The sequence below is a fragment of the Novosphingobium guangzhouense genome, from assembly GCF_002896965.1.
In the GTDB taxonomy this organism is placed as follows: Bacteria; Pseudomonadota; Alphaproteobacteria; order Sphingomonadales; family Sphingomonadaceae; genus Novosphingobium; species Novosphingobium guangzhouense.
In genome coordinates this window covers 114,939-126,352 of record NZ_LYMM01000022.1, presented here as the reverse complement: position 1 = coordinate 126,352, position 11,414 = coordinate 114,939, and the positions used below count along the sequence as shown (strand labels likewise).

The 11,414-nt window shown below is 63.6% G+C and carries 11 protein-coding genes and 1 tRNA gene; 9 read left to right on the top strand and 3 right to left on the bottom strand.

Annotated elements, in window-relative coordinates:
- Positions 1-630 (bottom strand): FAD-dependent oxidoreductase (locus A8V01_RS06215; protein WP_170065843.1); only part of this gene is annotated, 630 nt, incomplete at its 3' end.
- Between A8V01_RS06215 and A8V01_RS06210 the strand changes: the two genes are divergently transcribed.
- The 3 genes from A8V01_RS06210 (at position 629) to A8V01_RS06200 (ending at position 3,248) form a co-directional block, all read left to right on the top strand.
- Complete coding sequence (locus A8V01_RS06210; RefSeq protein WP_103095059.1) at positions 629-994, top strand: hypothetical protein; 366 nt, start codon at positions 629-631, stop codon at positions 992-994. The two genes, A8V01_RS06215 and A8V01_RS06210, sit on opposite strands and share 2 nt — an antisense overlap.
- Positions 987-1,358 (top strand): hypothetical protein, encoded by a 372-nt coding sequence (locus A8V01_RS06205; RefSeq protein ID WP_103095058.1) that lies wholly within the window; start codon positions 987-989, stop codon positions 1,356-1,358. The genes A8V01_RS06210 and A8V01_RS06205 overlap by 8 nt, the downstream gene beginning before the upstream one ends.
- 144 nt (positions 1,359-1,502) lie before the next feature.
- Positions 1,503-3,248 (top strand): DNA cytosine methyltransferase, encoded by a 1,746-nt coding sequence (locus A8V01_RS06200; protein ID WP_103095057.1) that lies wholly within the window; start codon positions 1,503-1,505, stop codon positions 3,246-3,248.
- Positions 3,249-3,388: 140 nt separating this feature from the next.
- Here the strand turns inward: A8V01_RS06200 and A8V01_RS06195 are convergent, their stop codons facing one another.
- On the bottom strand, positions 3,389-3,574 hold the full coding sequence (locus A8V01_RS06195; RefSeq protein ID WP_103095056.1) for a hypothetical protein: 186 nt from the start codon (positions 3,572-3,574) through the stop codon (positions 3,389-3,391).
- Between the two features lie 143 nt (positions 3,575-3,717).
- Here A8V01_RS06195 and A8V01_RS06190 point away from each other — a divergent pair, with 143 nt between their 5' ends.
- Both A8V01_RS06190 and A8V01_RS06185 read left to right on the top strand, forming a co-directional pair.
- Positions 3,718-5,040 (top strand): DNA methyltransferase, encoded by a 1,323-nt coding sequence (locus tag A8V01_RS06190; protein ID WP_170065842.1) that lies wholly within the window; start codon positions 3,718-3,720, stop codon positions 5,038-5,040.
- Positions 5,041-5,215: 175 nt separating this feature from the next.
- Positions 5,216-6,220, top strand: coding sequence for a tyrosine-type recombinase/integrase (locus A8V01_RS06185; protein ID WP_103095054.1), 1,005 nt, complete (start codon positions 5,216-5,218; stop codon positions 6,218-6,220).
- 109 nt (positions 6,221-6,329) lie between these two features.
- Here A8V01_RS06185 and A8V01_RS06180 read toward each other — a convergent pair.
- Positions 6,330-6,406: transfer RNA gene (locus A8V01_RS06180), tRNA-Pro, on the bottom strand.
- A gap of 193 nt (positions 6,407-6,599) precedes the next feature.
- Here A8V01_RS06180 and thyA point away from each other — a divergent pair.
- The 4 genes from thyA (at position 6,600) to A8V01_RS06160 (ending at position 11,399) form a co-directional block, all read left to right on the top strand.
- Positions 6,600-7,556, top strand: coding sequence for a thymidylate synthase (gene thyA / locus A8V01_RS06175; protein WP_103095053.1), 957 nt, complete (start codon positions 6,600-6,602; stop codon positions 7,554-7,556).
- Positions 7,557-7,660: 104 nt separating this feature from the next.
- Complete coding sequence (locus tag A8V01_RS06170) at positions 7,661-8,971, top strand: 3-methyl-2-oxobutanoate dehydrogenase (2-methylpropanoyl-transferring) subunit alpha (RefSeq protein WP_103095052.1); 1,311 nt, start codon at positions 7,661-7,663, stop codon at positions 8,969-8,971.
- The gene (locus A8V01_RS06165) at positions 8,968-10,020 is read left to right on the top strand and encodes an alpha-ketoacid dehydrogenase subunit beta (RefSeq protein ID WP_211294968.1); all 1,053 of its coding nucleotides are present in this window, start codon (positions 8,968-8,970) and stop codon (positions 10,018-10,020) included. Before A8V01_RS06170 ends, A8V01_RS06165 begins: the two co-directional genes overlap by 4 nt.
- A gap of 5 nt (positions 10,021-10,025) precedes the next feature.
- Complete coding sequence (locus A8V01_RS06160) at positions 10,026-11,399, top strand: dihydrolipoamide acetyltransferase family protein (RefSeq protein ID WP_103095051.1); 1,374 nt, start codon at positions 10,026-10,028, stop codon at positions 11,397-11,399.
- Positions 11,400-11,414: the final 15 nt, after the last annotated feature.

The window sequence follows — 11,414 nt, the reverse complement described above, 5'->3', positions numbered from 1 at the left end:
CTGCTCGTGCGGCAGGATCATCTCGACCGGGATTTCATAGGCCGCCGTGTGGTCGGTGACGTTGGCGGGCGTACCTTCCTCGCGCAGGCGATCGGTGTAGAGAACCCCGGCTCCGACATTCAGCTTGCGGGTCAGCTGGATCGCGTGAACGTCCCAGGTGTAGGCCCATTTGCCGATGCTGGTCGCCTTGGTGGGCGTGCCGCCAAGGCTCGCGTCAAGCTGGTCGAAGTACGTGACGGTGACCTTGCCGATCATGCGGCGCGTCTCGCGAACGTAGCACCATTCCGGCCAGCCTGCACCGAACTGCGAATACTGGAATTCGTCACCGGGCAGGCCGAGCGGACCCATCGCCCCGGTGTTGTCAGGTGTGGTCGTATCGTTCCAGTCGGCCTGCATGTAGCCGAGGCCGTAGTTCAGGGCCTCTGGATCATTCGCGATGAACCACATCATACCCTGCTGGTAGAGGACATGCTGTTCCACGATCTCGCGACGGCGCTTCCAGCTGGCTTCCGGATAGGGCGCGCTGAAATTGAGCGCGTCCATGGCGTTCCAGTTGACCTTCTTGCCGGCCGTGAACTCCTGGTAACGCCTACCCGCTGGCGGCGCGCTGAAGAGCGGGAGGTTGCCCATGGCTGACCTCAACCCCTTCGTCGGGCTTCGATCCGAAACCCACATCGCTATCGAGACCATGTTGAGCTCGCTCTACAACTGCGGAGAGTGGGGCGATCAGGAGGAACAGTTTCTCGCTCAGTGGCGCGAAGCCCGCGGCGACGATGCCATGGCCCCCTGGCGCTGGTGGGTCGGAAGCCCCGACAGCGACGAGTTCGCCGAAGATGCACCGACCCGCGAGAAGGCGATCGAGATCGGTCGGCGCGACTATGCCGAGAACGGGCGCATCGAGATCATCGAAGCGCGCACGTGGAATGATGATGTCGAGGGCGAGGAAAACTGCTCGTTCGCGGAGAGCCGAAACCGGGAGGTGATCGATGTCTGACGCCTCCCACGAGACGACCGACAGCACGCTGGCCGACGCGCTCTGGTGGTTCCGAGGTTTCGCGGCGACCCGCCAGACCGATGAGCACGACGCGACCTTCGGCCTCGCCGAGAAGCTGAAGCGCGCGCGTAGCTGGCTCAACTCGTTGGCTTCCGGCGAGAAGCGATTGGTCGGCCTCCACGAGCGCGAGCTGGGCATCGTCCTCACGGAAGGCGAGTTCGAGATGGTCTACGACGCGCTGCGCTTCGGGGACCGGACGCCGAAGGAAGAGGTCGAGCAGATCGTGGGCAAGCTCCGGTACGCCTACGACCGCTTCAGCACCGAGCGGTCGGCCATGAAATTCGACCCCGACATTCCTTTCTGATCGCCGGGAGCGCGCAGCCGAAAGGAGATCAAGTCCCCTCGCGCTCCCCACCCCAACCAGCAATCCCGCGGTGAAATTCGGACGCGCCGAGGGCCGCGTGGGGAAGCCCTCCAACCTCACTCTCCCATTCTGAAAGGCGATTACATGCACGGCCTCATCATCGACAACTTCGCCGGCGGCGGCGGTGCATCCACCGGCATCGAGGCCGCTCTTGGCCGCGCCGTGGACATCGCAATCAACCACGACGAAGAAGCAATCCGGATGCACGAGGCCAATCACCCCGGCACCATGCACATCCGCAACAACATCTGGCAAATCGACCCGAAGGAAGTGACTGGCGGAAAGCCCGTCGACCTCGCGTGGTTCAGCCCCGACTGCAAGCATTTCAGCAAGGCGAAAGGCGGGAAGCCCCGCGAGAAGTCGATCCGCGACCTCGCATGGGTCGTCGTGCTATGGGCGCAGCGCGTGCAGCCCTCGCTGATCCTGCTGGAAAACGTTGAGGAGTTCCGCACCTGGGGACCGCTCTGCGACAAGGGCTTCCCGATCAAGGAGCGCGCGGGCGAGACGTTCGACAAGTGGCAGCGCGAACTGCGCAAGGCCGGGTATAAGATCCAGTGGAAGGAACTGCGCGCCTGCGACTACGGCGCGCCGACCATCCGCAAGCGGTTCTTCATGATCGCACGGTGCGACGGAAAGGCCATCGTCTGGCCGGAGCCGACGCACGGCAAGCCCGGTTCGCCCGAGGTGGTGAGCGGGAAGCGAAAGCCTTGGCGCACGGCGGCGGAGATCATCGACTGGTCGATCCCTTGCCCGTCCATCTTCGACCGCAAGAAGCCGCTGGCGGAAAAGACGCTGCGTCGCATCGCGCACGGCATCATGAAGTTCGTCGTCAACAATCCGGCGCCGTTCATTGTGCCGCTGACGCACCATGGCAGCGCGGGCCGGTCGTACCAGGATCCGCTGCGCACTGCGACGGCGCAGCCCGAATACGGCGTGGCGGAAGCGGCTCTTGCCCCGTTCGCCACCTATGCCCAGCAGGGCGGCGCGAGCCGTTCGGTCGATGATCCCCTGCATACGGTCACGGCGTCGAACAAGGATCAGAATTGTGTCGCGGCAGCGGTCCTGCAGAAGTTCGCCAGCGGCAACGCGCCGACCGCCCCCGATGCGCCGACGCAGACCGTCGAGGGCAATTCGAAGCATTCGGTGGTCGCCGCCTTCATGCAGAAGTTCGCCCAGAACGGGCAGGGCATCGACCCGACAGAGCCGCTTCACACCGTCATGGCGGGTGCGCCGCGTCATGCTGTCGTCTGCGCGCATCTTGAGCAGGCCAACGGTGGGCCGAACAATGACAATCTCGCAGGCCGCGCCGCCGATGCGCCGCTGTCGACGGTAGCTACCAGCGGGAGCCAGCAACGCCTCATTACCTCGAACCTGATCAAGCTGCGCGGCACCAGCGATGGACACGTCGAAAATAGCGGCGTCAGCGTTGAAGAGCCGCTCAACACGGTATCTAGCGGGGGCATCCATGCTGCCGAGGTTCGCGCGTTCCTCATCAAGTACTACGGTAACGAAGAAGACGGCCACGGCCTGACGAACCCGCTGGGCACCGTCACCGTGCAGGACCGCTTCGGTCTGGTCACCGTGACGATCGAGGGCGAGGAATACGTCATCGTCGACATCGGCATGCGGATGCTGTCGCCGCGGGAGTTGTTCAACGCCCAGGGCTTCCCTGCCGATTACCAGATCGAGTTCGACGCGCACGGCAAGCCGATCACCAAGACGGCGCAGGTCGCCAAGTGCGGCAACAGCGTCTGCCCGCCGCTCTCGGAAGCGCTCGTGCGCGCCAACATGGCGGACGAAATCGCTGATCGGGAGGCCGTCGCGGCATGATCTCCCAACACCCCTCGAACCCAGGAGGCCGCCATGTAGCCAGCAGCGCGGTGCGCGCGATTGAAAGCCAATCCGAAGCGGGACGGCGTTATGCCGGAACAGCAGGGAGGGGAGAAATCCTCTCGCGCCGTCCCCAATCGTCAACGGCGCAGCAATGCGACCTTTCGGCGAACTTCGCTCCTCGACGCTTCGTAAGCTCGCATAACGCGCCCGGCCCATTCAGGGCGCGATGCCACTTCACGTTCGTCGCGCGTGATAGTCGAGCTGACCGTCTGACCGCCAATCATGTTGGGCTGAGCGAAGCTGGAAGGGTGGTCGATGTTCATTGGTCGTCTCTGTCGGATCGTAACATTATCAGATCGAATGGCTTATTCGCCATTTCCGGACCTCAGAATTCGGATGGCGCCGATCGGTTCCAGCAACTGGAATACGGTTCGCGATCAATGCCATGGGGCGAGGCAAACGTGCGATGAGTTTGGTCCGCGTTATCCATGGCGACTGCATCGGTGCTATGCGCCGGCTCGCGCGCGACGGCTTGCTGGCCGACTCCGTCTGTACCGATCCGCCCTACCACCTCGCCAGCATCGTTGCGCGCTTCGGCGGTTCAGATGCAGCTCCGGCTCAGGTCGGTGCAACGGGAGCCTATGCCCGTGCATCCGCTGGCTTTATGGGCGAGGAATGGGACGGTGGCGACATCGCGTTCCAAGTCGAGACCTGGCGCCGCGTCTACGACGTGATGAAGCCGGGCGCTTACCTCGTCGCCTTTGCAGCGACCAAGGGATACCACCGCATGGCCTGCGCGATCGAGGATGCGGGCTTCGAGATCCGCGACATGCTGGGCTGGCTCTATGCCACCGGCTTTCCGAAATCGCATAAGATCCCGACCGACCACGGCGTCATGGGTACCGCGCTCAAGCCCGCCATCGAGCCCATCGTGTTCGCGCAGAAGCCGATCAGCGAAAGCAGCATCGCGGCGAACGTGGTGCGCTGGGGCGTTGGTGCCATTAACATCGACCTGTGCCGGATCGCCATCGAGGCGGGCGAGGACTTCGACGGCGGCGGGCAGAACCGCAACGGCGTGAACGTCGGCACGCATCATGCCGGTTGGCGTCGGCCATGGATGAGCGATCCGGAGGCGATCGCGGCGCATCGTGACCGTTTGCAGGCGGGTGTCGAGAAGGCGCGCAAGCTCGGCCGCTTCCCAGCCAACGTGCTTCACGACGGTAGCGCCGAGGTGCTGGAATACTTCGCGGACTTCGGAGAGCGCGGAGCCGTCGCGCCGGTTGGGGCGCGGGGGACCGACAAGTGCCGAAACATCTATGGATCGTTCAAAGGCAACAGCGACAATGGCGCTACCTTTCAGGGCGACAGCGGTACCGCAGCACGGTTTTTCTTCTCATCCAAGGCTACCCAGGGCGAGCGCATCTTCGAATGCAGGATCTGCGGCGCGCACACGATCGGTAAGACCGCATGCGGCCATGAGGCTGAGGTTCTGGCCAACGGTCAGCCCGCGATTCGCACACACCCAACGGTGAAGCCGCTTTCGCTGGTGCGCTGGCTGGTGGAACTGATCACGCCCCCCGGCGGCCTCGTCCTCGATCCTTTCGCGGGCACCGGTACGACTGCCGCCGCTGCGCGCGCGGCGGGGATGCCTTCGTTGTCGATCGAATTCAAGGAGGCCCATGTCCGCGACATCGGTGTGCGGCTCGGCCTCGACGTTTCCGACATCATCACCGCCGAGGTTGCCGCGCTGCCGGTGAACCATGGCCAGCAGAGGGATATGTTCCTGTGAGAGCCACCTTGCCCTTCAACATCAACACCCCTGCCCCGTTCTCGGTCGCGCAGCTCGCCGATCGCTGGGGCTGCAGCACCGCCTTGGTGCGCAAGCTAATAGACAGCGGCGCGCTGCAGTGTTTCCGGTTGGGAACGCTGATCCGAATCAGCGTGGCCGAAGTGGAGAAGTATGAATGCAAGTCGATGGAGACGACACTTACACCGTCCAGCGATTCCGGGGAGGGTACGCCCTCGTCTGGTGGGACGTTGCCGAGGACGGAACCCGAAAGCGACGTCGCACCTCGCTCGAAGCGAGTGATCGCGCGAGCGCCGAGGCGGAAGCGCGACAGGTCTGGCAAAGCGGCGACGATTCACCGTGGACCGTGGGCCGGATCATGATTGGCTACCTCGCCACGATCGAAGCGAAGCCTTCGTACAATCGGCGCAAAGATGCGTGGAAGGCGATGAAGGCTTTCTGGGAACGGGTCGATCCGCTCCTGATCGATGAGCGGATGGCGAAGGACTATCACGACCAGCGCCGCGCCGGCCCCTCGACCATCCGGTATGAGCTGATGCAGCTCTCGACGGCGTTGGGCTGGGCGGTGAAGAATGGCCCGAAGCTGCCGGGTCGCATCCCGGTCTGGCTTCCGCAGGCAGCGGAATCGAAGCGGCGTCATCTGAACCATCAGGAATTCGACAAGTTCTTCGCGTCGGTGAAGGCCGAGCACGCCAAGCTCTATGTGATGCTCGGGCTCTACACGATGGCCCGGCCGACCGCGATCCTGCAACTCACGTGGGACCGGGTCGACTTCATGCGCAGGCAAATCGACTTCACGCCGCCCGGTCATCTTCGCACCGCGAAACGCCGCACCGTCGTGCCGATCGCTGACGACCTTCTGCCATGGCTTCAGGACGCGTACTCGGCTCGCAGCTGCGAATCGGTCGTTGAGCGCGGCGGCGAACCCATCGCCTGCATCAAGAAGGCGTTCCAAGCGGCGACCGAAAGGAGCGGTGTCTATGCGACGCCGTACACGCTGCGTCATACCGGCGCTGTATGGGCGGCCGAGGCGGGCGTCTCGATGCCGAAATTGGCGCAATTCATGGGCCATGACGACGATCGGACCACGCAGAAGCACTATGCGCGGTTCAGCCCCGAGTTCCTGACCGAAGTTGCCAACGTCATCCGCAAGCGCGCCTAGGTTCAGTTGGAACCTTGAGCCCCTGTTCATGAGGTATCGAAAGATGTGGTCCAGACAGCAAAAAACCCAGCGTTTCCGCTGGGTTTCTATGCCCGCCATAAGGCGAAATTGGTCGGGGAAAGAGGATTCGAACCTCCGGCCCCTGCCTCCCGAAGACAGTGCTCTACCAGGCTGAGCTATTCCCCGACCAGAGGGGCAATCCGAAGACCGCCCCGGGCAGGAGCGCGCCTATATAGGGCGACTCCGGGGGTGGCAAGGGGGGTTTTGGGAAAAACTTCGGGCTTGTGAAAAATGTTCCGGCCCGGCCGCTCGCAATCATCCACCGCACTTGGCGTTGGTGCACTTCACCTTCCGCGCCCCGGCGGATAGACCTTGCCTCATGACCACCACCGCGCTCCGCACCGCCTCCACCGTCGCCCCGCACTGGGAGCATCAATACCTCGATCTCATGCGCCGGATATGGGAGCAGGGGGATGAGCGGCTGGACCGCACGGGCGTGGGTACACGGTCGGTCTTCGGCGCGACGATCCGGTTCGACCTGTCGGGCGGGGCGATGCCGCTGCTGACCACCAAACGCGTCTACTGGAAGACCGCCACGCGTGAGATGCTGTGGTTCCTGACCGGCAATACCAATATCCGCCCGCTCTGCGCACAGGGGGTGGAAATCTGGACCGACTGGCCGCTCGATCGCTACCGCCGCGAAACGGGAGAGCAGATCAGCCGCAAGGACTTCTCCGCACGCATAGTCGCGGATGAGGTGTTTGCCGAGGCATGGGGCGATCTTGGCCCTGTCTACGGCAAGCAGTGGGTTGACTGGGATACTTATGAGCCTGTCGGTGAGGGCCTGTTCCGGCGCGGTCCCGGCGTCAATCAGGTGGCGCAGGTGGTCGACAGCCTGCGCAGCAATCCCGGCAGCCGCCGCCACATCATCGAAGGGTGGAACGTGGCCGAACTCGATTCGATGGCGCTGCCGCCGTGTCACAAGACTTATCAGTTCCACGTTGCGGACGGGCGGCTGTCATGCCTGCTGTACCAGCGCAGCTGCGACCTTGGGCTGGGCTTTGCCTTCAACATGTGGTCGCTGGCGCTGCTGACGCGGATGATGGCGCAGCAATGCAACCTGGAGCCGGGTGAGGCCGTTTGGACAGGCGGTGATGTCCACTTGTACCTCAACCACGCAGAGCTTGTCGAACAGCAGCTTTCGCGCACGCCCGAAGGGCAGGCGATGATGACGATCGCGCGGCGTCCCGATTCGATTTTCGATTACCGGATCGAAGACTTCGAAGTCTCTGGATACGCCCCGCAGGCGCATATCGCTGCACCGGTTGCGGTGTAATTGACATTACCAAGGTTTGAAATAATATGACTTAACCGTGGAATTTTGCTTCGCTTTGGGCGGGGCGGATTCCCACGGCCCGACCTTGGCGGGAGAGCATTGAAATGGCCGAAAATACGGCACCTGAACCGGGAAAGGCGCGCGGGAATCTTCCGCCGCTGGAACTCTACGTACCCGAGCCGCGCTACCGGCCCGGCGACGTCGTCGATTATTCGCATCTGCCCGTCCCGCCTGCAGGACAGCTGGCGCGCCCCGATGAGAATTGCCCGGCCAGCGAGACATGGCCGATGACCACCGACATGATCCGCGTCCTTGACGAAGAGGATCGCGCGGTAGGCCCTTGGAACCCCGGTCTTGACGCCGATACGCTGCGGCGGATGCTGCGCACGATGGCGCTGACCCGCGCTTTCGACGATCGCATGTATCGCGGGCAGCGGCAGGGCAAGACAAGCTTTTACATGAAGTGTACCGGCGAGGAGGCGATCTCGGTCGCCCATGCCCATGCGCTTGCGCACGACGATATGGTTTTCCCGACCTATCGCCAGCAGGGCATCCTGATTTCGCGCGGTTATCCGCTGGTTGAGATGGTCAACCAGATCTACTCCAACCGGGCGGACAAGCTGAAGGGTCGTCAGCTACCGGTGATGTACTCGGCCAAGGACTACGGGTTCTTCACTATTTCGGGCAACCTCGCCACGCAGTACCCGCAGGCAGTGGGCTGGGCGATGGCGAGCGCGATCAAGGGCGACACCCGGATCGCCAGCGCCTTCGTGGGCGAGGGTTCCAGCGCCGAGGGCGATTTCCACGCGGCGATGACCTTTGCGGCGGTCTACAACGCGCCGGTGGTGCTCAACGTCGTCAACAACCAGTGGGCGATATCCAGCTTCTCCGGCTTCGCGGGCGCCGAGCGGACGACTTTCGCGGCGCGTGCGGCCGGCTATGGCATTGCGGGCCTGAGGGTGGATGGCAACGATGCGCTGGCGGTTTACGCCGCTTCGCGCTGGGCCGCCGATCGGGCACGCGCCAATCAGGGCCCAACCCTGATCGAGCATTTCACCTACCGTGCCGAAGGGCATTCCACCTCGGACGATCCCAGCGCCTACCGTTCTGCACAAGAGCGCGAGGAATGGCCGCTCGGCGATCCGATCATGCGTCTCAAGAAGCACCTGATCGCTCTTGGCGAATGGTCGGAGGAGCAGCAGGAGGCAATGGACCGCGACCTTGTGGAACAGGTCAAGATCGCCACCAAGGAGGCCGAGAAGAACGGCGTCCTCGGCCACGGCCTGCACCATCCGTTTCACACGATGTTCGAGGACGTCTTCGAGGAACTGCCCTGGCACCTTGAGGAACAGGCCGCGCAGGCGATCCGCGAACGTCAGAGCAAATGGCCCGAATGGAAGGGAGAAAGCGCATGACCGAGGAAAATGCGCTGAGCCTCCACGATGCGCCGACGCGCCAGATGAACATGATCGAGGCGATCAACGACGCGCTCGACATCATGATGGGCCGCGATCCGGATATCGTCATTCTGGGTGAGGACGTGGGCTATTTCGGCGGCGTGTTCCGCGCCACGGCGGGCCTCCAGAAGAAGTACGGCCGCAACCGCGTGTTCGATTCGCCGATCAACGAATGCGGCATCGTGGGCGCGGCGGTGGGCATGGCCGCCTATGGCCTGCGCCCGGTGCCGGAAATCCAGTTCGCGGACTATATCTACCCCGGCCTTGATCAGCTTGTCTCCGAAGCGGCGCGCATGCGCTATCGGTCGGCGGGGGAGTTCACCTCTCCGATCACGATCCGCTCTCCGTTCGGTGGCGGCATCTTTGGCGGGCAGACGCACAGCCAGAGCCCCGAGGCTCTGTTCACGCATGTTGCGGGCCTCAAAACGGTGATTCCGGCCACCCCGCACGATGCCAAGGGCCTGCTGATCGCGGCTATCGAGGACAACGACCCGGTCATCTTCTTCGAACCCAAGCGCATCTACAATGGCCCGTTCGACGGCTACTACGATAAGCCTTCGCGCACGTGGAAGGGGCATCCCGGCGGTCTGGTGCCTGAAGGGTATTACAAGACCCCGCTGGGCAAGGCCCGCATCGTGCGGGAGGGCTCTGCGATGACGGTGGTGTCCTATGGCACGATGATCCACGTTGCCGAAGCGGTGCTGGCCGAGAAAGGCATCGATGCCGAGATCATCGACTTGCGCACGCTGGTCCCGCTCGACATGGCGACTGTGGAAAAGTCGGTGGAGAAGACGGGGAAATGTCTGGTGATACACGAGGCGACCCGCACGTCCGGCTTTGGCGCGGAACTGGTGACGCTGGTTCAGGAGCGCTGCTTCTACCACCTTGAAGCCCCGGTCGAGCGCGTGACCGGCTTTGACACGCCGTATCCGCACAGCCTCGAATGGGCCTATTTCCCCGGTCCCGTCCGCATCGGCGAGGCGGTCGATCGGCTCATGAAGGAATAATAGGGATGGGACGCTATATTTTCCGCCTGCCCGACATCGGGGAAGGCATCGCAGAGGCCGAAATCGTCGCCTGGCACGTCAAGGTAGGCGACACCGTCGAAGAAGACGGCCGCCTTGCCGACATGATGACCGACAAGGCCACCGTGGAGATGGAAAGCCCTGTATCCGGCAAGGTCGTCGAAGTGGCGGGCGAAGCGGGCGACGTGATCGCCATCGGTTCGCCGCTGGTGGTGATCGAAATCGAAGGTGCCGGAAACGAGGAGGGGCGTGTTGCTGCGCCTGCGCCTGCGCCCAGGGCCGAGGTGGTTGAGGAACGGCTTGACGCCGAAACGCCGGATGCCGGGGATGTTGAGAAGGTGGTGGCTGGTGCTTCGACAAGCTCTGCACGAGCGGATGTTGAGCCGGAACCTGTAAAGGTCGCCGAACCCAAACCCACCGCCGCTCAGGCTGAGCCTGTCGAAGCCCGCGCGCCCACGCCCACGCCCGCCGCAAAGCCCGGTCCCCACGCCAGGGTTCTCGCCAGCCCGGCGGTGCGCCAGCGCGCGCGTGACCTTGGCATCGACTTGTCCGAAGTCCGCCCGGCCGAGGATGGCCGCGTGCGCCATGGCGATCTTGATGCTTTCCTCTCCTACAGCGCCGGCGGCGGTTTCCAGCCCGCAGGCATGAAGGGGAAGGACGAGCAGGTCCGCGTGATCGGTCTGCGCCGCCGCATTGCCGAGAACATGGCCGCATCCAAGCGCAACATCCCGCACTTCGCCTATGTCGAGGAGTATGATGTCACTGCGCTGGAGGAAACGCGGGCGCAGTTGAATGCAGGGCGTGGAGATCGTCCCAAGCTGACGATGCTGCCGTTCCTGATCACGGCGATCTGCAAGCTGCTGCCCAAATATCCGATGCTCAATGCTCACTATGACGATGAGGCGGGCGTGGTGACGCGCTACGGCTCGGTGCATCTGGGTATGGCGGCGCAGACGCTGGGTGGCCTGATGGTTCCGGTGATCCGTGACGCAGAGGGCCGCAACTTGTGGCAACTGGCCGCCGAGATCACCCGCCTTGCCAATGCCGCGCGCGATGGTTCGGCGAAATCGTCGGAGCTTTCGGGTTCGACGATCACCGTGACTTCACTTGGGCCGATGGGCGGGGTGGCGACCACGCCGGTCATCAATCGCCCCGAAGTTGCCATCATAGGCCCCAACCGCATCGTCGAACGGCCGATGTTCGTGAAGGGTGCCGACGGCATCGAGCGTATCGAGAAGCGCAAGCTCATGAATATCTCGATGAGCTGTGACCATCGTGTGGTAGATGGGTGGGATGCGGCAAGCTTCGCGCAGGATCTCCGGAAGCTGATCGAGGCTCCGGCGCTGATTCTCGCAGGGTAACACGGCAGGAGAGGG

Coding starts and splice junctions, on each gene's coding strand:
- A8V01_RS06185 (WP_103095054.1), top strand. CDS start 5,216: ATGCAAGTCGATGGAGACGACACTTACACCGTCCAGCGATTCCGGGGA.
- A8V01_RS06160 (WP_103095051.1), top strand. CDS start 10,026: ATGGGACGCTATATTTTCCGCCTGCCCGACATCGGGGAAGGCATCGCA.
- A8V01_RS06190 (WP_170065842.1), top strand. CDS start 3,718: ATGAGTTTGGTCCGCGTTATCCATGGCGACTGCATCGGTGCTATGCGC.
- A8V01_RS06210 (WP_103095059.1), top strand. CDS start 629: ATGGCTGACCTCAACCCCTTCGTCGGGCTTCGATCCGAAACCCACATC.
- A8V01_RS06200 (WP_103095057.1), top strand. CDS start 1,503: ATGCACGGCCTCATCATCGACAACTTCGCCGGCGGCGGCGGTGCATCC.
- A8V01_RS06170 (WP_103095052.1), top strand. CDS start 7,661: ATGGCCGAAAATACGGCACCTGAACCGGGAAAGGCGCGCGGGAATCTT.
- thyA (WP_103095053.1), top strand. CDS start 6,600: ATGACCACCACCGCGCTCCGCACCGCCTCCACCGTCGCCCCGCACTGG.
- A8V01_RS06205 (WP_103095058.1), top strand. CDS start 987: ATGTCTGACGCCTCCCACGAGACGACCGACAGCACGCTGGCCGACGCG.
- A8V01_RS06165 (WP_211294968.1), top strand. CDS start 8,968: ATGACCGAGGAAAATGCGCTGAGCCTCCACGATGCGCCGACGCGCCAG.
- A8V01_RS06195 (WP_103095056.1), bottom strand. CDS start 3,574: ATGAACATCGACCACCCTTCCAGCTTCGCTCAGCCCAACATGATTGGC.